Source organism: Methanolobus sp. ZRKC5 (genome assembly GCF_038446525.1).
In the GTDB taxonomy this organism is placed as follows: Archaea; Halobacteriota; Methanosarcinia; order Methanosarcinales; family Methanosarcinaceae; genus Methanolobus.
On record NZ_CP151792.1, the window covers coordinates 987,347 to 1,008,426 of the forward strand.

The window sequence follows — 21,080 nt, forward strand, 5'->3', positions numbered from 1 at the left end:
ACAAGGTGTTTATATGTCATTAGATAAGTCCAGAGATCTATACAATAAAGCAAGGATCCTCATCCCAGGAGGAGTCAGCAGTCCGGTGCGAGCTATCAAACCATACCCATTCTACACTGAATCGGCAAGCGGTTCAAAGATCAGAGATATCGATGGTAATGAGTACATTGATTACTGTCTTGCATATGGCCCGAATATACTTGGACACTCAAACCCAACTATCAAGCAGGCAATAATATCACAGCTTGAAAAAGGCTGGCTATACGGCACTCCAACTGAACTTGAAGTAAATCTTGCAGAAAAGATAATAGGACTATACCCCAGTATCGACATGCTCAGGTTTGTTTCCACAGGAACAGAAGCAACCATGAGTGCACTTCGTGCAGCGAGGGGATTCACAGGTAAGAACAAATTCATCAAGATAGAAGGTGGATTCCACGGAGCACACGATGCAGTACTGGTAAAAGCCGGCTCCGGTGCGACGACACTTGGAAAACCAGACTCCCTTGGAATACCTGAGGATTTCACAAAAAATACACTTCAGGTACCATTCAATGACATAGAAGCACTTACAGCAGTCATTGAGAAAAATCAGGATGATCTTGCTGCACTCATCATAGAACCAGTAATGGGTAACATAGGTCCCATACTTCCAGATGGTGACTACCTGAAGGATGTACGCAAGGTCACAGAAGAGAACGATGTAGTACTTATCTTCGATGAAGTGATAACCGGCTTCAGGCTTGCAATGGGAGGAGCACAGGAATATTTTGGAGTAACACCTGATATGACAACCCTGGGCAAGATTGTCGGTGGCGGACTGCCAATCGGCGTTTTCGGAGGGAAGAAGGAGATCCTTGAGATGATAGCACCTTCCGGAAGTGTATACCAGGCAGGAACTTTTAGTGGAAGCCCGGCCTCAGTTGCAGCAGGACTTACAGTTCTTGACGTGCTTGAGAAAGAAGAAGTTCATAAAAACCTCAATGCCACCGGTGACATGATGAGAAGCAGGTTATCTGAACTTGTTACAGACCTTGGACTTGATTACAATGTAGTTGGTATTGCATCCATGTTCAAAATATTCTTTGGCGACAAGCCACTGAACTATCAGGATGTACTCAAATGCGATAAGGAAGGATACCTTAAATTCTTCTTCAAGATGCTTGATAGCGGAGTTTTCATTCCCCCATCACAATTCGAGACGAATTTCATTTCAACTGCACACACTGAAGATGATATTGAGAAAACATTGCTTGCTTATGAAGCAAACCTCAAATGAGCGGTGAACCAATATGATAATAGGAACCCGTGGAAGTGCCCTGGCCATTGCACAAACAGAGACTATTGAAGGTCTTCTTGCAGAACTAGGAGTCAGCACGACCAGAAAAATAATCACAACATCTGGAGACACTTTTACAGACAGGCCACTGCATGAGGTACCAGGTGTTGGTGCATTTGTCAGGGAACTCGATAATAGGATGTTCAATGGCGAAATTGACATATCAGTCCACTCAATGAAAGACCTCCCTACCATCCGACCTGAAGAATTATCCATGTCTGCAGTTTTAAAGCGTGATTCACCTTATGATGTCCTGCTCACAACAGATGGTTCCAGAATAGATGATCTTCCTGAAGGAGCAGTCCTTGGAACATCATCCATGCGCAGAAGAGCGCAGATTCTAAGATACCGCCCGGACCTTCACGTCCAGGACCTAAGAGGAAATATCAATACCAGAATAAGAAAGCTCGAAGAAGGCCTTTATGATGGTATCCTCCTTGCAGAAGCAGGCATTCAGAGAATGGGCTGGGAAATGGATGTTGAGCGCCTTAACCCTCAATTCTTCTGCCCTTCTGCAAATCAGGGAACCATTGCTGTGGTAACTCCTGCCGGGACTGAGGCAGAGGAAGCAACGTCTAACCTTGATCACCAGAGGACAAGAATAGAGACAGAAATAGAGCGCATAGTCATCACTGATGTGGAAGGAGGATGTACAGCCCCAATAGGCTCCTTTGCACATTTCATCAACGATAATGAGATCAGTATATGTTGTGAAGTACTGGCACTGGATGGCACGGAACATGTACGCATTGATGAGGTAATACCTGCTGATAGGTATCAGGAATATGCAAGGATACTTGGAAATGAACTGGTGCAGATGGGCGGCAAGGAACTCGTGCAAAGAGCCGTATGCCAGTTAGAATCAGGAACATCTTATGAAATGCAAGATTAATATGACCGACATCACTGGAATAAAGCTCAAAAATCCAACAATACTGGCTGCCGGCATCATGGGCACCACCGGTGCATCACTTGTACGTGTTGCAAAAGAGGGAGCTGGCGCGGTAGTCACAAAATCCATTGGCCCGGAACCTAAAGAAGGGCATAAGAACCCAAGTATGATAGACCTTGGATATGGATTTTTGAATGCCATGGGATTACCAAATCCTTCCCATCCTGATTTTAAGAATGAGCTCGCAATAGCAAAGAAACAGATAGATACCCCGGTTATTGCAAGCATATTCGGCGGCACTGAAGAAGAGTTTGTGGATGTTGCCATGGGACTCGCTGAGTCAAAGCCCGATGCATTTGAGCTAAATTTAAGTTGCCCTCATGCATTAGGATATGGAGCTTCTGTGGGAAGCAATCCTGATGCTGTGGAAAGCATCACCAAAGCAGTTGTAGATGCTGTGGATGTCCCTGTATGGGTGAAATTAACACCCAATGTCACGGATATCGTAACAATAGGAGAAGCAGCACAGAGAGGTGGAGCTGATGCTGTTGTTGCCATCAATACTGTAAAAGGAATGGCAATAGACATCAACAGTGGATACCCCATACTTGGTAACAGGTTCGGAGGGCTTTCCGGGCCTGCTGTGAAAACGATTGCATTGAAGTGTGTTTATGACCTGTACACTGCTCTTGATATACCCATTATTGGTGTTGGAGGCGTTTATACCTGGGAAGATAGCATCGAGATGTTGATGGCAGGTGCCAGTGCAGTACAAATAGGCTCTGCAGTCTACGAAGGACTAGAGGTATTCAACTCCATTTCCATGGGAATCGAAAAGTTCGTTTCTGAAAAAGAGTACCGCGATATAACAGATATCATCGGGATTGCACATGAGAGGATATAATGTACCCCACCAACGTCAAAATAATTAAGATCATCAAAGAAACCCCATCAACAAGGACCTTTATCTTTGACATATCATTCGATGAAGCAATTGCCGGCCAGTTCGTCATGGTCTGGATACATGGTGTGGATGAGATTCCCATGACACTTTCGAGTAAAAACTCTATCACTGTGCAAAAAGTAGGTGATGCCACTGAAAAGCTATTTGCCCTTGAAGAAGGAGCTGAACTTGGTATAAGGGGTCCTTTTGGAACAGGTTTTACTTTACCAGGCAAGGATGAAAAGATACTTCTGATAGCGGGTGGAGTAGGTGCAGCACCACTTGCACCACTTGCAGAATATGCAGCAGCAAAAGGAATTTGTATGAGCATCATACTTGGAGCAAGAAATGCTGATGAACTGCTCTTTGTAGACCGGTTTGTGTCCTGCGGTGAATTGCATCTGACAACCGATGATGGCTCTGCACACAGGTGCGGATTTGTAACCGATGTTCTTGCTGAGACTGACGTGACGGCCTATGACAAGATATACACCTGTGGTCCTGAAATGATGATGAAGTGCATTTTCGATATGCTGGAAAAAGAGGAAGCTCTCGAAAAGACAGAATTCAGCCTTCACAGATATTTCAAATGCGGAATTGGAGTTTGTGGTGCATGCTGCATGGACAAGACAGGACTTCGAGTTTGCAAGGACGGACCCGTTTTTAACGGATTGCAACTTGTTGATTCGGAATTCGGTAATTATATGAGAGGACCAAGCGGGAACAAAAAACAGTTTTGAACCCGTTTTATTTAACATTACTTTATCCAAATTTCTAATTTTTTAAATAATTAACATACATATTATTAGCTTTGTTTTCAAATGCATTGGTGTCCACTTTACAAAAATGATAATGATACTAATCACCACATTACGAATATATTCATAATGTTTAAGTACCCCCAAATCGATGATATAAATTACTTACAAAATTTGGTGGTACGATATGAAAAACAGTAGAGGATTTCGATATTCCCTCATTTTAGATCATTAAAGTATTCAAACTCAATTATATCCTCTCATTTTTTATCATTTTGTTTAATTTCTCTTCATTAATCCTTATTTTTAGTATAGCTCCCGCTATCCTAAATTACTCCTTTGGTTTTTAGTGTCCTCAATTGATGCAGATTAAAACAAAAAGCTGTCATCAACATTTTTGCATTCACTCTTTCTACAGTTGTAACAAGAACCTTTCTGGTTTTAAATATTTCTTTTGTCACTGCATACACTCTTTCGCAAGGGACTCTTTTCACACTTATTCTTTCATTTCTGAGGATATCCATTATTCCTAAAGGATGTCCTCTTACAGCTCGTTGCATTGTTGCTGCAAAACCTTTTGCTATTGCTCCAAAATATCCTTTATCTCTATACACCACTTCACCCTTTTCAGACAGATCAACCTGTGAATCGTGAAGTGATGCAGTTGTTGTCTCAAATCTTCTGATTAGTTCATAATCCTTATCAATAATTGTATGAAGTTTGTATCCAAAGTGAGATTTACCATTTTTCTTAGTCCAGGTTCCATCTTTGCTTCTTCTTGTTTTCGCATCTTTTCCTCTGAGTACATCTGCTTTTGCATGTCCTGGATCTGAGTGAATAAAAGTTGCATCCTGGATCATTCCTTTTTTAATCTTCAAACCAAGAGCATCAAGCTGATTCTGCATTTCATCCCACACCGCTTTTTCTTTACCATTGTCGATAATTCTCTTCCTGAATGACCAGACAGTTGTACTGTCTGGTACATATTCAGGAAATCCCAGGAATTTCCTAAAGGATATCCTGTCAATACACTGCTTTTCAAGCTCAGCATCAGAAAGACCATGCCATTGTTGCAGAACAAGCATCTTGAACATTACAATAACATCAGCTTCAGGCCGTCCGCCTGAAGCTGTTCTGTTTATGTACATTGACTCCAGAATAGGGCGAAAAGGCTTCCAATCTACTAAATATTCAATTTCAGCAAGCTTATCTCCGACAGATTGGAGACGCTTATATTCTTCATTTAAGGCAAAATCAGTAAAAGAATCCATAATAGTAAATTTGCTTTGCTATTATTTAAATTTTATTAAATTGTATGAGTATTGATGGTAGTTTCTCGAAATCCTCAGTAATCTAAAAATTATCGCTTTATTGGTGATTGCAACATTGATGATAATTGGAACGGCAGCAGCGACCACTCAATCATCAACAGTATCTGTAGAACTTGTCAATGGGGAATGCAGTCTTGACATGTGGACATATGGAAATCATAACAGCATAATCAGTGGTTTTGAGTCCTATTTCAGTAGCAGCGTTAAAGGTGGCATATGGACAAATTCCGATGGAAGACTTGCTGTACTTACTGAAAATGGTTATATGAAAATAACTACCGAATATCCAACTGATTGCTTCTGCATTGTATTTGCCAGTGACCGGAACGATGGATATGCAAGAGTTGTTCTAGACGGCAAAAGAATTTGGACAGGAGACACATGGGCAAACGTTAACACAGGACAAAATATCGATGCACAAAAAATAACGTCGTTGAAAATAACAGGTCTTGAAAACACTGTCCACACAATAAAAATAAAGAACTTGAATGTACGCGATGAATGCCATGATGGCCATGTGACAATTTACAAATACGGTTACAACTGTCCGGAAGATACAGAGATTCCTGAGTTCCCTACGATTGCACTTCCTGTAGCTGCAATACTTGGACTGGCATTCATATTCCAGAGAAAGGAAAAATAAGTTAATTAAAATGAAGCTCAATGAGCTTCATCTTTTTTTTAGTAGAACTGCTTTGAACAGTTAGAATATTTTCAAAAAATGTCAGAAATATAAATTATAAAGAAGATTCCTGTACCATAATCTTTGAAGCCATACCCCTGCCAAGCGCATAATCGCACCCGTTTATGGATACGATGAGAGAACCATTTATGCCTCTCTTCACTTTAAGCAGGGTGTTCTCTATAAAGCCCATTGACCTGAGACGATTAAGCAGGGAACTACCCGCATTAATAGAAATAATCTTGCTGTTTTTACCTTCCGGCATCATTACAAGTGGTATGATCGGAGCCATTTTTTTACCTCTATCGTTTTCTAGAAAAGCGATATTCAAAGAATACCAGCGATTTCATAGTCACTCACAATATTAGGGAACCCTAACATTGATTGATACTGCAATATAGTGTTCTATAGTATATATAAGTTACCAGGTTCAAATAAAAGTTGTCTATTGAACAATTAAACTTGCCCTTCCAACACAAGTAATTTAAATCTTAATTTGAATCCCTATCATAATGTCTCCTGATAAAAACGAATGGAAAATACCGGAACTTGTGATGGGTGTAAAGAATCTGGCAGCCTTGAAAGCATGTAAAGAACATGCAGATGCAGTTTACTTCTCACTTGACAGATTGAGCCTCAGGTCCAGAGCACAGGAGATCACAACTGAAAAACTTGCTGATTTTATTGAAGAGATACACAAAAAAGGAATGAAAGGATACCTTGCAGTCAATTCCGTAATATACCCCCATGACCTCAAAGAACTGGATGAAGTACTTGAGTGTGCTGCCTCTGCAAATGTGGATGCTGTTATCGCATGGGACCCTGCAACGATAACGAAAGCTGCTGATAAAGACCTGAGGATACATATATCAACCCAGGCAAATGTCTCGAACCAGATTACTGCAGAGTTCTATAGATCCCTTGGAGCCAGCAGGGTAGTGCTTGCACGAGAACTTAGTTTAGAGCAAATAAAACAGATTAAAGAAGATACCAAGATCGAACTTGAAGTATTTGTCCACGGAGCCATGTGCCAGTCCATTTCCGGCAGGTGTTATCTTTCAGCATATCTGCTTGGAAAATCAGGTAACTGTGGAGAATGCAGCCAACCATGTCGCTGGGAATGGTCCCTGCACTCGGATAACGGAGCAATCGTTGATATTGAAGGCAAATATCTAATGAGCGCAAAGGATCTCTGCATGATAGAACACATACCTGAACTTGTCGAAGCAGGTGTCGATGCCTTCAAGGTTGAAGGAAGACTCCGAAACCCAGGATATACATCAACCGTGTCAAGATCTTATCGCCAGGCACTTGATTTCTTCATAGATGGTATATATAATAAAAGCAACATTGTTCCCCTTAAAGAGAAACTGGCACTTGAATATAACAGGGGGTTTTCAACTGGCTTCTATTTCGGCCATCCAGGACCGGACAGTCTGGCATATGATTCTAACATGAATGCCTCACCAATAAAGAGAGAAGCCGTAGGAGTAGTTACAAATTACTACCCTAAGATGTCTGCAGCAGCAGTGAAGCTACTGGAAAAAGGATTGAATGTTGGTGATCACATCATATTTGAGGGTAGTACCACCTATCTGGAACAGGAAGTTACATCCATTGTTTATGAGGATGAAAATGTCAATTCGATTGAAAATGGGAACGAAATTGGTTTAAAAGTAGAAGATATTGTCCGCAAGAATGATCGTGTGTTCAGAATAAATAAAGATTAAAATCAATCATATTTTCAAGCCTTAGTGACATTTTTCATCAGCTTTTTGCTTTATGATAGTTTTTATATGTGCCCTCAATAGCGTTTTTGAAAAATATGAAATATATATTTCACATATATACAGATATATATACTTCAGGTAGACAAAGAGCTCATCAAAAAAGCTAAAAACACAGCAATAGACTTTAATGATGCTAAAGCAACAAATGTGGTAATGGAAACCATTTGATCAGGTATCGACCATATGGATGTGATTGAAGAAGGTATCATAGAAGCTATGAAATCCAAAGGAGACAGGTTTGAAGAAGGTAAGTTGTCACTTATGGAAATAACCACAGCATCAAAAACTATGAACAAGGGTATTGCAATACTTAAGCCAGCAGCTATCAGCGCACATGAAAATACTTGTTTCTTTGGAAATCCCATGCTAACATTTTAACTAATAGCCAGTATGATTAGGCATACAATTATCTTTTATGTCTTAATTTATTTTTGGCTCTGTAGAAATCCTCTATTTTTTGGTGATAATTAAAGTCAACAAATATTCGGAATGTGCTGCATGACATTGATTAAATTTGCGAATTTAATTATATTGATGTTGATTTCAATAGGTTTTCTACAGAGCCTTATTTTTAATCTTTTATTACATATGTGTAATAGAGACTGTCTGAAAAGTCCGTTTACTTTAGATAATACATAGTGTAGTGCTATTTGAATCCATTACTTTTTTTATACTATAGTTACTAACTTAACATTTTTAACTTATCATCCAGAAATGTCTCAATCCATTTTCTTGCGAAGCTAATCTTTGATGAACAATCAATAAACGCCTCAGAAATCAGATTTTTCATATGATCAAGATCTTTCACAAAATTGCGAGAAATAATTCTTTTGACACTTTTCCAGATGAATTCGATTGGATTCAAGTCGGGTGAATATGGAGGTAAATAGACCAATTCAATATCATTTGCCTGTGCAAATTCCACTGTATATTTTGCTCGATGTGATCTAAAATTGTCGAGAATAATTACGATTCTCTCTCCCATGTTATTGTTTTTAACAGCTGATAAAAACGAACATACATCCTCCTTGGTTGAATGTTCTTTGAAATCAATAACAGAATTACCATTCAATGCATAAAAACCGAAGGAGTTTGCTTTTATCCTGGTTGTGTTTTTGAAGATGGCAGGTTTATTGAAAGACCATAAACGAACCGTATTTGATGTTGTTTGGGGAGATGATTCATCAAGAAATCCGATAACGCAATCATCATCGATTAACGGTAAGTTTTTTTTAAACAATCTTCTGCATTTTGTGGTCTTCGATAATCATGCGCATATGGTTTGGCATGATGCATGCCAAACTTCTTCAAGATCACTAGTATTTGCTTAATGGTGTATTGAACCTTAAATTCATTATAAATGAGTTCCTGAACTTCTTTTGTAGACCAATCATCTCTTTCATGTAACATGTCCCTTAGTTTTTCTTTTTGATCATCAGTGAGTTTGGAAGGACATCCTCCTGAAAACCTAGGCTTTAATCCTTCATATCCGTCTTGATTCCACCGCTCTTGCCATTGATATGCAACGGGTTTTGATATCCCTACAAGTTTAGCTGCTTCATTAACAGAAGCTCCTTCATAACGATGTTTAACAAAATATAAACGTTGTAGAACTCGTGTGTCTTTCTCTAATGACTTAATATGTTTAAGCAATTCTTCTGATGAAAGATGATGCTTTATCGGAATTTGTTCGGGTTTAGCCATACAGTATTGTTATACTCAATTAATATTAAAAGTTTGGTTAATAACTATAGAGGATTTCGATATTCCCTCATTTTAGATCATTAAAGTATTCAAACTCAATTATATCCTCTCATTTTTTATCATTTTGTTTATTTCTCTTCATTAATCCTTATTTTTAGTATAGCTCCCGCTATCCTAAATTACTCCTTTGGTTTTTAGTGTCCTCAATTGATGCAGATTAAAACAAAAAGCTGTCATCAACATTTTTGCATTCACTCTTTCTACAGTTGTAACAAGAACCTTTCTGGTTTTAAATATTTCTTTTGTCACTGCATACACTCTTTCGCAAGGGACTCTTTTCACACTTATTCTTTCATTTCTGAGGATATCCATTATTCCTAAAGGATGTCCTCTTACAGCTCGTTGCATTGTTGCTGCAAAACCTTTTGCTATTGCTCCAAAATATCCTTTATCTCTATACACCACTTCACCCTTTTCAGACAGATCAACCTGTGAATCGTGAAGTGATGCAGTTGTTGTCTCAAATCTTCTGATTAGTTCATAATCCTTATCAATAATTGTATGAAGTTTGTATCCAAAGTGAGATTTACCATTTTTCTTAGTCCAGGTTCCATCTTTGCTTCTTCTTGTTTTCGCATCTTTTCCTCTGAGTACATCTGCTTTTGCATGTCCTGGATCTGAGTGAATAAAAGTTGCATCCTGGATCATTCCTTTTTTAATCTTCAAACCAAGAGCATCAAGCTGATTCTGCATTTCATCCCACACCGCTTTTTCTTTACCATTGTCGATAATTCTCTTCCTGAATGACCAGACAGTTGTACTGTCTGGTACATATTCAGGAAATCCCAGGAATTTCCTAAAGGATATCCTGTCAATACACTGCTTTTCAAGCTCAGCATCAGAAAGACCATGCCATTGTTGCAGAACAAGCATCTTGAACATTACAATAACATCAGCTTCAGGCCGTCCGCCTGAAGCTGTTCTGTTTATGTACATTGACTCCAGAATAGGGCGAAAAGGCTTCCAATCTACTAAATATTCAATTTCAGCAAGCTTATCTCCGACAGATTGGAAACGCTTATATTCTTCATTTAAGGCAAAATCAGTAAAAGAATCCATAATAGTAAATTTGCTTTGCTATTATTTAAATTTTATTAAATTGTATGAGTATTGATGGTAGTTTCTCGAAATCCTCTATAATTATTATCAAGAGATACACTTAAATTCATTTGATACAATTTGTTATAAAGAATTTGTAACTATTCAGCCTGATAAAAACACTATCAATAGCAATCTTGACAAAAAGTTGAGACCTACATTTTATTAGGATCATTAATTTTGATTGTTGCCATTGATTGCTTTTTTGATTCTTAGGTTGTTAGTGAGCAAACATCTCCGTTTTGATTAAATCAGTATCAATAGGCTAATTGTGGTAGGCTGAATAGTTACAAGAATTTAAGCAATATGGGATATAAATATATTCTGTATCTACTTCCAAACAAACTACATTCGTTTATGGACCTGAAATATATGATAAACTCATACTTAGAGACCATTTGCTTTATAAAATAAACAAAAAAGTTGATTTTTCATTTATCAATGAGGTCTGTGAAGACCTCTACTCGCCAAACAAAGGTAAACCTGTAACAAACACACCCGAGATGATGCTTCGCTCTGCAGTAGTCCAGTATCCCCATGATTATTCTGATAAGCAGATGGAATATGAAGCACAAGTGAACATAATGGTAAAATGGTTCATTGGACTCAATTTAGATGATAATGCATATGACCATAGTGCATTGGGATATTTCAGAGACAAACTTGGAAATGATAAGTGGAATGAGATTTTAATCAGGTATTATCCGACAGTCTCATAATAATGGAAACAAAGTAGACTTGTTCATACAAACTGTCTTTTTAGCCTTCAAAATATCTGCTACTTTTCATCGATCACAATTGAATTTGTGATTATTACAGTATAATATATTATAAGTAGAGAATTACTACCATATGCATGCACAATCAAAATAACAATAAAAGATTGTAAGAATCAATAGTATCAGAATAACAAATAGATTAGTTTGTGTTAAAATCAATTTAGAAAAAAGAAAGTAGTAGTTAGTGTTGAGTGAGTTGGCAGCGATCCAGAGTTCCCGAAGACTCTCATACTTCAGTACAGTAAGGAACGCTGGCGGGCTTATCTTCTGTGTTCGGGATGGGTACAGGAATTGCCCCGCCGCTATGGCCGCCAATCTCTCTCATGATGAATTTTAAACGGTAAAGCCAAGGTCCGGATTCGAACCGGAATGGAATCGCTCTGCAGGCGATTGCGTAGCCGCTCCGCCACCTTGGCAATGAGCGATTCATGAATGAATCCATTGCATTTATACTTTACCATAAGGTCATGTATATTAAACATGCACATATCAGATTTCGCCTGGACAAAGCAAGACGGACAGGCACGGATGATTAGTAGCCGCGGACTGAACACCTCGTTGCCTTGGTGCTTACATCCCGACCCTATCAAACCGGTCTTGTACCGGAATCCTTAACGTAGTCTCTTTTCAAGTCAGATTTCGAGCTTAGATGCATTCAGCTCTTATTCCTTAGCGCGTAGCTGCTCAGCAATGCCCTGTCGGACAACTGATACACCAGTGGCGCCGCTACTCTGTTCCTCTCGTACTAAAAGTAGCTTACCCTCAGACTACAGACACCTCTAGTAGATAGTAACCGACCTGTCTCACGACGGTCTAAACCCAGCTCACGATCTCCTTTAATAGGCGAACAACCTCACCCTTGGCCGCTGCTGCACGGCCAGGATGGAAAGAACCGACATCGAAGTAGCAAGCTGCCGGGTCGATATGTGCTCTTGCCGGCAACAACTCAATTATCCCCGGGGTAACTTTTCTGTCATTTTTGACTCGCACCAAGCGAGTACAAAAGTTCGCTAGAACCGACTTTCGTCTCGTCATCCACTACTGTGCTGAATAACGTCAGGCTGACTTATGCTCTTGCACTCTTCAGTGGGTTTCCGACCCACTTGAGTCAACCTTTGTGCGCCCTTGATATCTTTTCAAGGGCGTCCCGCCCCAGGCAAACTGCCCACCTATCGGGGTCCTCCTCTCGGAGTTAGGGTCGTAATTTCAGAAGGGTAGTGTCCCAATGGCGACTCCACCAATGCTGGCGCACCGGTTTCGACGTCTCCTACCTACACTGTACATCCAAAATCACAACCCAACGACAGGCTGCAGTAAAGCTCCACGGGGTCTTCACTTCCCCCTAGAGGTCTCTAGACTGTGCACTAGAAAGTAAGCTTCACCGGACTCTGGCTAGGGACAGTAGAGCTCTCATTGATCCATTCATGCAAGTCGCCAATTAAGCGACAAGGTACTACGCTACCTTAAGAGGGTCATAGTTACCCCCGCTGTTTACAGGCCCTTCGATCCGTTGAACCGGAGTTTCAGGTACCTGCACTGAGCAGGATTCAGAGATCGTACTAGCCCTTACGGGTTTGCGATCTCCTATGTTGATATTAGACAGTTAGAGCTCTCTTGTCACTGCGACCTGCTGTCTTCACAGCAGGCACTCCTTCTCCCGAAGTTACGGAGCTAATTTGCCGAATTCCCTTAGCCAAATTGTATCCGACACGCCTTAGCCTTTTCAGCTAGGGGCACCTGTGTCAGTTCTCGGTACGGACCCTTGACTTCCTTTTCACGGGTTCCCGGGTGCAGCTGACTTTCGCCATAACACATTCGCCCGCTTCTCGCCATTACGGCTCTCCACGGGATTAGGTGCTTAGACGGCGCGACGGCGCCGCTCAACCTGCCCAAAAACGTCAGTTTATTGTCAAGAGGTACAGGAATATTAACCTGTTTCCCTTTCGGCGTACTCGAATTACGGTACGTCTTAGGACCGACTAACCCTCGGCTGACGATCATTGCCGAGGAAACCTAGCCCCTTCGGCGGATAGGATTCTCACCTATCTATGCTGTTACTATTACCAGGATTTTCGTTTCCGCACGGTCCACAGGACTTCACAGCCCTGCTTCTGCCCGAACGCAACGCCTTCCTACGAGATTACCTTGCGGTACTCCGTGGTATCGGTGGTCGACTTGAGCCCCGTCCATTTTCGGGGCCCCAAACCTCGACTGGTGGGCTGTTACGCACTCTTTAAAGGATAGCTGCTTCTAAGCTAACCTTCCAGCTGTCTAGGGCTTAGGACGCCCTTTAGTATTAACACTTAGTCGACACTTGGGGACCTTAACCACGGGCTGGGTTTTCTCCCTTACGGACTACAGGCTTACCCCAGTAGTCCGGACTCCAACTTTCTTAGACGACGGTGAGTTTGGAGTTTGACAAACGGCTGAGGGATTTCTCCCCCGGGACCATCAATCAGTGCTCTACTTCACCGACTATCTCCAGTTAGGTCATGCTACGACATGTTTCGGAAGGAACCAGCTGATGCCGGGTTAGATTAGCCTTTCACTCCGAGACGCAGGTCACACGAATGATTTGCAGATCAATACCGCTTGCGGTCCTCCACGTAGCTTTCGCCACGCTTCAACCTGCCCACGCCTAGATCACCCGGCTTCGGGTCGTACCCTAATGACTCCACGCACTTGTATACGCCGCTCCTCACCTTGCGGTTGCGAGCATGTTGCTTTCGCTTCGGCTTCCTATGTAAAAAGTTAGCCATCGCCATTTGAATACACTCCCTGGCCCGTTCTTCAAAACGTAAGATATAACATTGGCAATAATGCCCGTACTGCAGCCTCGCGGCTGTTTCCTTCGCATTAAAGATCCTTTAACGCTATATCGCTCCATCACCTTCAGGTTTCAGGCACTTTTAACCTCCCTTCTTGGGGTACTTTTCAGTTTTCGGTCACCCTACTAGTTCACTATCGGTCTCAAGAAGTATTTAGTTTTGGAAGTTGGTGCCTCCCAAATTCACGCGAGAATTCCAACTCACGCTACTCAGGCTATAATCCGGATCCTTTAATCGTTATCTAAGTGACTATCACACTCTATGGTTTAACGTTCCAGAAAAATTCGATTTCGATTAAGTGGGATCTTTAGAAAAAGCCTACAACACCACATCTCCCACATGTTACCAGTGGGATTCAGTTTGAACTGTACCGTGTTCATTCGCCATTACTAACGGCATCTCTTCGATTTCTTTTCCTGCCCCTACTAAGATGCTTCAATTCGGGGCGTTCCCGATCAGTATTGATCAACACACAAAATGTGTTAGGAAGACCCATTAGGAAATCCCAGGTTCATAGGCTCCATGCACCTACCCTGGGCTTATCGCAGCTTGGCACGTCCCTCATCAGCTCTTGAGCCGAGCCATCCACCTGAAGGCATAATTACCAGAGTCCATCTCACTTTGTCCAGTGAGCGTCTGATATATGCATGCATATACACGATCTCATTGCAGCTGTCGTTGCTTCAGCCACTTCATCCTTCCCCGAAGAAATTACTCTCCAGGTGCACTAATAATGGACTTGTTGGGATTCGAACCCAAGGCCTCCGCCTTGCAAAGGCGGCGATCTTCCAACTGATCTACAAGCCCCTCGTGGATTCCATTCTTAATGAATCCATGTAACTTTTTTCGGATTTGGCAGTTTTTCGATTTCTGACCGGTTGTGGTGATCGGCTTTATGCCGATCTGCTTAGGAGGTGATCCAGCCGCAGATTCCCCTACGGCTACCTTGTTACGACTTAACCCCCCTTGCGAAATTTAGGTTCGAACACGGCACAAGGTCCGTGCCCTCACCCATACCTCACTCGGGTGGTTTGACGGGCGGTGTGTGCAAGGAGCAGGGACGTATTCACCGCGCTATATTGAAACGCGATTACTACGGATTCCAGCTTCATGAGGGCGAGTTACAGCCCTCAATTCGAACTAAGGCCGGGTTTATGAGATTACCAACCCCTTTCGGGGTAGGAACCCATTGTCCCGGTCATTGTAGCCCGCGTGTAGCCCTGGAGATTCGGGGCATACTGACCTACCGTAGCCCGCACCTTCCTCTGGTTTAGCACCAGCGGTCCCCACAGAGTACCCATCATCCCGAAGGATATGCTGGCAACAGTGGGCACGGGTCTCGCTCGTTGCCTGACTTAACAGGATGCTTCACAGTACGAACTGACGACGGCCATGCACCTCCTCTCAGCGATTCAGGTAAGACCTTCAGCCTGACCTACATATTGCTGTCGCCCCAGGTGAGTTTTCCGGCGTTGAGTCCAATTAAACCGCAGGCTCCACCCGTTGTAGTGCTCCCCCGCCAATTCCTTTAAGTTTCAGCCTTGCGGCCGTACTTCCCAGGTGGCTCGCTTCACGGCTTCCCTGCGGCACCTGAAACGGTCGCACCGTCCCAGACACCTAGCGAGCATCGTTTACGGCTGGGACTACCCGGGTATCTAATCCGGTTCGTGCCCCCAGCTTTCGTCCCTCACCGTCGGACCCGTTCTGGTAAGACGCCTTCGCCACTGGTGGTCCCACAAGGATTACAAGATTTCACTCCTACCCCTGTAGTACCTCTTACCTCTCCCGGTCCCAAGTCTGACAGTATCCCCCGGAAGCCTAACAGTTGAGCTGTCAGATTTCCCGGAAGACTGATCAAACCGGCTACGGACCCTTTAGACCCAATAATAGTGGTCACCACTCGGGCCGCCGGTGTTACCGCGGCGGCTGGCACCGGTCTTGCCCGGCCCTTGCTAACACATGCTATTTACACATGTGGACAGCCAACATAAGATGCTGGCACTCAGTGTCCCCTTATCGCGGTTTCCCGCATTGTAAAGTTTTCGCGCCTGCTGCGCCCCGTAGGGCCTGGATTCATGTCTCAGAATCCATCTCCGGGCTCTTGCTCTCACAACCCGTACCCGTCGTCGGCTAGTAGGTACACTACACCCACTACAACCTGATAGGCCGCAGATTCATCCTAAGGCGCCGGAGCTTTGAGCCACAGATCATTCCAGATTCTATGGCTTATCAGGTATTATCACCAGTTTCCCGGAGTTATGCCTGACCTTAGGGCAGATTATCCACGTGTTACTGAGCAGTACGCCATGTTCACGAAGAACATTTGACTCGCATGGCTTAGTCGCACACTGATAGCAGTGACCTCTGGCAGGATCAACCAGAATTGTTGATCTCACACAAAAGTTTAATGCATTTTGGAAGTCATTTAAGGAATTTTTAGGAAAGAACTCTCACTAGAGAATTTCTTTACTTTGCACATTAGTTGGTTAATTCCTTATTTAGGTAGTATATTAGACACTACCGGTCAGAATTAACCGAACTGCCAAATCCAACGTCAGGCAAGAAATAACTCTTGCCTCCACTTAATGAAAGGCGGTGATTGTAAGTGTTTTCGCGCATTCACGCGGACTCCTTCAAAGGACACCATCCTATATATATCTTCCGAATCAAGAGATTCGAAAGCAAAGAAGGAACCTTTGTAACACCTACCTGATGAAATGAAATTAGTACTTCATCAATTTGTTCTCACAAAGCGAATTTTCCTGATGCGTTGGCCGCATCATTGGGCTCAGTGAGAGCACCCTTACAAGTCAATGCTGATATAAAAAGGTTGCGGAGAAAAGGGAGATAACAATTGTGACTTGCAATAAAAGAAGACTATTCTGCTAAAAATATGAAAATTATAAGGCAATATCAGATGATATTGAGTGAATATTTTCTTTTATTGCCTTTATTTTTTAAGGACATCCCTGAGTTTAATCCATTTGCGAGTCATTATCACAGTTTTATCAGTGTTGCTAATGATCTTTTCAGGGAAAACACCCATCAAGAAATTCTTCAGGAAAGGCCTTGTAGTAGCACCTATGAACACAACGTCCTGCTTTTCGGCCTCGGATGACAGACCTTTTTCAATATTACTTGAAACTATAAATTTCCCCGTTGCATCCACACCTTCGAAGAAGCCCTCCAGACTCCTGAATGCCGTAGTAGCTCTAGCTTCATCATCGGCCGACCTGCCCACATTAAGCATTGTAACACTGGCATTTTCAGCAATTGCCAGGTCTTTTGCTAGCTCTGCAGCCAGAGCTGCATGCGGGCCACCTGCAGTAGGCAACAATATCTTCTTAATGTTCTCAAGACTACGACCAAGTTCAAATCTGGCAACAACAACATCACATGGAGCTTTTAGGAGAATCGGATCCAGCGTGCTTCCAAGCACAAAATCATGACGGAATGTCCTGCCCCTCCAGCCCATAATGATCATATCCGGCTTTTCCTCTTCGATCGTATCAAGAATCGAATCTGAAGCATTCCTCCCTACTTTAATTATACCGCCAGCAGGCACATCCACCGACTCGATAAGACCCCTTATCAAAGATCGTTTATTCTCTACATAAGAATCAGTTGCTGAAAGAGGAGTCTGTTCCGGAAATGTTAGCACTTTAAGGAAAACTACATGACCATTCTTTTCTTTTGCAACCATAGCGGCAAGCTTAGCCAGGTCCCCTGCAGTAGCAATATTTTTCACAGGAACCAGGATCTTATAACCTATTTCAGCAAATGGTTTTTCCTCATAAACCTTTCTTCTGAGGCTTTTTGCACGCTTCTTCATCTCTTTTTCAGAATAAGAGAAATAGAAGAATGAACCAGCAAGTATCCAGAATATAGTTATTCCTACAATAAAAGTCGTATGTTCTATCGCAGTTATAAGATAATAACCAATAACAAGCTGAACAACTATTGCAATTATAGGAAGGTAAGGAGCAAAAGGCATCTTAAAGGCCCTTTTAAGATCAGGTCGTCTAAACCGTAGGATAATGAGTACGGAATTGACCAGAATAAAGAGAATAAGGAACATTACATTTGCCGCAGAAGCAACAGTTTCGATTGGGGCAAGCGTCATAGATACAATAATGAAGTAACTGAAAAGAATAGCATAATGAGGCGTTCTTCTTTTTTCATTTATCCTGGAAAGAGCTTCTGGCAGATACCCCATCCTTCCAAGGGCAAACGCAACTCGGGAAGAAGAATAAACAGTAGCATTCATGGCACTTATCGTAGAAACAAAACCACCTGCAAGAATAAGGACAGAACCGAATGCCATTATCTGATCTGCAACCCGTATCATACTGAATTCACCAAGCTCTCCAAGATATATCCAGCTGGGTCCATCTACCTTAATGGCACCTATCAGAGCAAATGCCACCATTATATAGATAATAACAGCAACCCACAGTGACAACAATATAGCTCTGGGTATGTTCTTTTCAGGATTTTTAACCTCCTCACCGCTCTGAGCAATTATCTCATATCCTTCAAATGCTATGAATGTAAGACCCATTGCAACGAGAAGACCACCAAAGCCATTAGGCAGGAATGAGGGATCTGCAAGAAATGCAGCAGACCAATCAGGTGTGATGAATGTTTTGTAGATACCAAAACAAGCGAACACTATAAGGATAGCAACTTTGAAAAGAGTGACCATCCCACCAATCCGTCCACTTTCTTTTGCACCAAGATAATTAAGGTACGCCATAAGAGTGACAATAACAAATGCGGAGATGCTAATCAAAGTGCTCTGTGATATCCCATCATATCCTAAAAAATGAATTACAAATTCAGAAAAAAATGCACCGAATGTAACTGCATACAGGGAACATGCTATAGTGTGAGCCGCCCAGTCAACCCAACCGGCAAGGAATCCGAAATGATTCCCGATACCTTCTTTAACCCAGAGATAACTGCCCCCAGCTTCAGGAATAGCAGAACCAAGTTCAGCATATGCAAGTCCTGTAAAAGTTGCAACAATACCATTTAGCAGAAACGCAAGAAGGACTGCAGGACCTGCAATCCCGGTGGCAATACCAGTCAGAGCAAAGATACCGGCCCCTATCATCCCGGCAATACCTATCATTGTTATATCAAAGAGGGTTAAGTCTCTGCTCAGACTTACGCGTATTTCATTATCTACTGACACATTAAGTTAGAGAAACACCTTTATACATAATATTTTCTATCCCCTAAAAACATAAACTACCATTTGGTGCGCAACAGTTGCATATTGGCAAATAGTCAATCTCATTATGATAATAGTTAGTATATTTTCACTAGCAGCAAGCTATATATAATAACAAACTCGATTGAAAAAATAAAGACAGGTGTGCAATGTGTATCTGCATTGTAGAATGATGTTTACAGACCATCCTATGATGAACCTTAACATATAACCTGAAAAACGAGACAAGGAGTCAAATGGAGTATGAGCGGGTCGGGGGATCCAGAAATTATTCGGAGAAATAGCTTTGCTTTTACAGCGAAAGTAATAGCCACAATAACCTTTGTTGTGATACTACTCATATGCAATATTGCACCAACCGAAGGAATAACTGAAAACACATCCTCAAGTGCCAATAAAACCCTATGTGAAACTACCATACTGCCAGTACCATACTGCAATCAGGGAGATACAAACTGGTGCCTCTACTACTGTCTTTCGATGATGTTCAACTACAATAACCACCAGATAGAACCATGGAAGATGGCTGAATATTTTGATTCCGGCCATAGTGATACTTTTTCAGGCCAGTACAACCCATATGATAATTCACTGGAAGATTACTCCAAACAATCCGCCTCATTGAGCACTAGAAAAACAGTATGGGGATACAACCTTGGAAATTTCAATGCTGACAACTTCAATGCGCTGATCAAGGACAATATAGATAGAGGGCAGCCAATACTTATGGCTTTTCAATATGAAGTTTCCGATGGCATAAAAAAAGGGCATGCAATTATTGCAGTGGGGTACGATGAAGAATATATCTATCTCACTGATCCAAGTGGTGCGACAACCAGAGACCTTTTTGGAATAAAAGGCAGGTATATTGCAGTGCCTGTCAACTGGTGCGATTTCAATGATAAACTGGTCAGTAAAATAGCGCCAACAAATATGGCATTTACAATTGAGATACTAAATGAAGCACCAGATAACTCCCCCATGGGATCCATCTACATGACAGACCTTACTAACAACGACTATAGCTGTCTGAACTTTGCAAACCGAAATAACCCTGAAGACGTAGGTTTGCTACGTTACGATGGTAGATACGAAGGCGGATACCACATCATCCAGAAAGGAAATTCAAGAATCGAAAGAGAAATATCTTCGCTTGATTCTATATCCATCTATTTTTCAGTGTCCAACCCTACAACGACACAAAAAGATTATGTTGTAAAGAGCAATCTTATAAATAAAAACACTGAGGAAGTGCTGGATAGTTTCTTTTTTAAAATTGATCTAACGGTCAACCCATTTGACAATATATCAAAAGGCATTAACTACTCAAATCAACTTGAATCGGTTCCTTCTGACAAGTATAGTATTATGTTAACACTTTTTGATGAAAATATGAACATCGTGGATTCAATTTGTCTCGATATACATATTACATGAGAAAAGAATGGAAACTAAAGACCTAATTGAACCATCAAAATAAAAAGAATGGTGCGGGAGGTGCGATTCGAACGCACGAACTCCTACGAGACAGGGTCCTAAGCCCTGCGCCTTTGGCCAGGCTGGGCGACCCCCGCATAACAGGACATGTTGTAAAGAGATACTTTACATATTAATATTGCGGAATAAATTGATTTTCGCCA

General features: G+C 41.8%; 13 protein-coding genes, 3 tRNA genes, 3 rRNA genes and 1 pseudogene. 9 read left to right on the forward strand and 11 right to left on the reverse strand.

All coding sequences use genetic code 11. From position 1 onward, the window contains the following. Positions 1 to 13: 13 nt before the first annotated feature. Genes hemL through WN948_RS04720 form a run of 4 tightly spaced genes read left to right on the forward strand, consistent with a single transcriptional unit; the run spans position 14 to position 3,914 of the window. The gene (gene hemL / locus WN948_RS04705) at positions 14 to 1,279 is read left to right on the forward strand and encodes a glutamate-1-semialdehyde 2,1-aminomutase (protein ID WP_342305860.1); all 1,266 of its coding nucleotides are present in this window, start codon (positions 14 to 16) and stop codon (positions 1,277 to 1,279) included. 13 nt (positions 1,280 to 1,292) lie between these two features. Further along, on the forward strand, positions 1,293 to 2,231 hold the full coding sequence (gene hemC / locus WN948_RS04710; RefSeq protein ID WP_342305861.1) for a hydroxymethylbilane synthase: 939 nt from the start codon (positions 1,293 to 1,295) through the stop codon (positions 2,229 to 2,231). 1 nt (position 2,232) lies between these two features. Continuing rightward, positions 2,233 to 3,135: a dihydroorotate dehydrogenase gene (locus tag WN948_RS04715; RefSeq protein ID WP_342306542.1), complete on the forward strand. Its 903-nt coding sequence runs from the start codon at positions 2,233 to 2,235 to the stop codon at positions 3,133 to 3,135. After that, positions 3,135 to 3,914: a dihydroorotate dehydrogenase electron transfer subunit gene (locus WN948_RS04720; RefSeq protein WP_342305862.1), complete on the forward strand. Its 780-nt coding sequence runs from the start codon at positions 3,135 to 3,137 to the stop codon at positions 3,912 to 3,914. Before WN948_RS04715 ends, WN948_RS04720 begins: the two co-directional genes overlap by 1 nt. Before the next feature lie 344 nt (positions 3,915 to 4,258). On the opposite strand, the gene WN948_RS04725 is transcribed toward WN948_RS04720, so the two are convergent. Beyond that, a complete protein-coding gene (locus WN948_RS04725) occupies positions 4,259 to 5,203 on the reverse strand; it encodes an IS5 family transposase (RefSeq protein ID WP_342303665.1) in 945 nt (314 codons plus the stop codon). 118 nt (positions 5,204 to 5,321) lie between these two features. On the opposite strand from WN948_RS04725, the gene WN948_RS04730 reads away from it, so the two are divergent. After that, the gene (locus WN948_RS04730; protein WP_342305863.1) at positions 5,322 to 5,906 is read left to right on the forward strand and encodes a PEF-CTERM sorting domain-containing protein; all 585 of its coding nucleotides are present in this window, start codon (positions 5,322 to 5,324) and stop codon (positions 5,904 to 5,906) included. A 94-nt stretch (positions 5,907 to 6,000) separates the two neighbouring features. Here WN948_RS04730 and WN948_RS04735 read toward each other — a convergent pair whose 3' ends face one another. After that, a complete protein-coding gene (locus WN948_RS04735) occupies positions 6,001 to 6,237 on the reverse strand; it encodes a FeoA family protein (protein ID WP_342305864.1) in 237 nt (78 codons plus the stop codon). Positions 6,238 to 6,457: 220 nt separating this feature from the next. On the opposite strand from WN948_RS04735, the gene WN948_RS04740 reads away from it, so the two are divergent. Both WN948_RS04740 and WN948_RS04745 read left to right on the forward strand, forming a co-directional pair. After that, positions 6,458 to 7,675 (forward strand): peptidase U32 family protein, encoded by a 1,218-nt coding sequence (locus WN948_RS04740; RefSeq protein ID WP_342305865.1) that lies wholly within the window; start codon positions 6,458 to 6,460, stop codon positions 7,673 to 7,675. A gap of 243 nt (positions 7,676 to 7,918) precedes the next feature. Then, positions 7,919 to 8,113 carry a B12-binding domain-containing protein gene (locus WN948_RS04745; protein WP_342305866.1) on the forward strand — a complete coding sequence of 65 codons (195 nt, stop codon included), beginning with the start codon at positions 7,919 to 7,921 and terminating at the stop codon, positions 8,111 to 8,113. 304 nt (positions 8,114 to 8,417) lie between these two features. Here the strand turns inward: WN948_RS04745 and WN948_RS04750 are convergent. Continuing rightward, positions 8,418 to 9,439 (reverse strand): annotated as a pseudogene (locus tag WN948_RS04750) (IS630 family transposase). Between the two features lie 174 nt (positions 9,440 to 9,613). Further along, entirely contained in the window at positions 9,614 to 10,558 is a 945-nt protein-coding gene (locus WN948_RS04755) for an IS5 family transposase (RefSeq protein WP_342305867.1), read from the reverse strand. Positions 10,559 to 10,995: 437 nt separating this feature from the next. Between WN948_RS04755 and WN948_RS04760 the strand changes: the two genes are divergently transcribed. Then, positions 10,996 to 11,316 carry a transposase gene (locus WN948_RS04760; protein WP_342305868.1) on the forward strand — a complete coding sequence of 107 codons (321 nt, stop codon included), beginning with the start codon at positions 10,996 to 10,998 and terminating at the stop codon, positions 11,314 to 11,316. A gap of 254 nt (positions 11,317 to 11,570) precedes the next feature. Here WN948_RS04760 and rrf read toward each other — a convergent pair. The 6 genes from rrf to WN948_RS04790 all read right to left on the reverse strand — a co-directional run bounded on the left by rrf (position 11,571) and on the right by WN948_RS04790 (position 19,401). Continuing rightward, a 5S ribosomal RNA gene (rrf, locus tag WN948_RS04765) occupies positions 11,571 to 11,692 on the reverse strand. 28 nt (positions 11,693 to 11,720) lie between these two features. Beyond that, positions 11,721 to 11,792 (reverse strand) — tRNA-Cys (locus WN948_RS04770). A gap of 98 nt (positions 11,793 to 11,890) precedes the next feature. Beyond that, a 23S ribosomal RNA gene (locus WN948_RS04775) occupies positions 11,891 to 14,817 on the reverse strand. A 121-nt stretch (positions 14,818 to 14,938) separates the two neighbouring features. Beyond that, positions 14,939 to 15,011 (reverse strand) — tRNA-Ala (locus WN948_RS04780). A gap of 102 nt (positions 15,012 to 15,113) precedes the next feature. Continuing rightward, positions 15,114 to 16,588 (reverse strand): 16S ribosomal RNA (locus WN948_RS04785). Together the 16S, 23S and 5S rRNA genes with 2 tRNA genes alongside form the textbook arrangement of a ribosomal RNA operon. 566 nt (positions 16,589 to 17,154) lie before the next feature. Continuing rightward, positions 17,155 to 19,401 (reverse strand): amino acid permease, encoded by a 2,247-nt coding sequence (locus tag WN948_RS04790; RefSeq protein WP_342305869.1) that lies wholly within the window; start codon positions 19,399 to 19,401, stop codon positions 17,155 to 17,157. 282 nt (positions 19,402 to 19,683) lie between these two features. On the opposite strand from WN948_RS04790, the gene WN948_RS04795 reads away from it, so the two are divergent. Further along, positions 19,684 to 20,877 carry a C39 family peptidase gene (locus tag WN948_RS04795; RefSeq protein WP_342305870.1) on the forward strand — a complete coding sequence of 398 codons (1,194 nt, stop codon included), beginning with the start codon at positions 19,684 to 19,686 and terminating at the stop codon, positions 20,875 to 20,877. 49 nt (positions 20,878 to 20,926) lie between these two features. Here WN948_RS04795 and WN948_RS04800 read toward each other — a convergent pair. Next, a tRNA-Leu gene (locus WN948_RS04800) sits at positions 20,927 to 21,014 on the reverse strand. Positions 21,015 to 21,080 lie beyond the last annotated feature (66 nt).

Coding starts and splice junctions, on each gene's coding strand:
- hemL (WP_342305860.1), top strand. CDS start 14: ATGTCATTAGATAAGTCCAGAGATCTATACAATAAAGCAAGGATCCTC.
- hemC (WP_342305861.1), top strand. CDS start 1,293: ATGATAATAGGAACCCGTGGAAGTGCCCTGGCCATTGCACAAACAGAG.
- WN948_RS04715 (WP_342306542.1), top strand. CDS start 2,233: ATGACCGACATCACTGGAATAAAGCTCAAAAATCCAACAATACTGGCT.
- WN948_RS04720 (WP_342305862.1), top strand. CDS start 3,135: ATGTACCCCACCAACGTCAAAATAATTAAGATCATCAAAGAAACCCCA.
- WN948_RS04725 (WP_342303665.1), bottom strand. CDS start 5,203: ATGGATTCTTTTACTGATTTTGCCTTAAATGAAGAATATAAGCGTCTC.
- WN948_RS04730 (WP_342305863.1), top strand. CDS start 5,322: ATGATAATTGGAACGGCAGCAGCGACCACTCAATCATCAACAGTATCT.
- WN948_RS04735 (WP_342305864.1), bottom strand. CDS start 6,237: ATGGCTCCGATCATACCACTTGTAATGATGCCGGAAGGTAAAAACAGC.
- WN948_RS04740 (WP_342305865.1), top strand. CDS start 6,458: ATGTCTCCTGATAAAAACGAATGGAAAATACCGGAACTTGTGATGGGT.
- WN948_RS04745 (WP_342305866.1), top strand. CDS start 7,919: ATGGATGTGATTGAAGAAGGTATCATAGAAGCTATGAAATCCAAAGGA.
- WN948_RS04755 (WP_342305867.1), bottom strand. CDS start 10,558: ATGGATTCTTTTACTGATTTTGCCTTAAATGAAGAATATAAGCGTTTC.
- WN948_RS04795 (WP_342305870.1), top strand. CDS start 19,684: ATGAGCGGGTCGGGGGATCCAGAAATTATTCGGAGAAATAGCTTTGCT.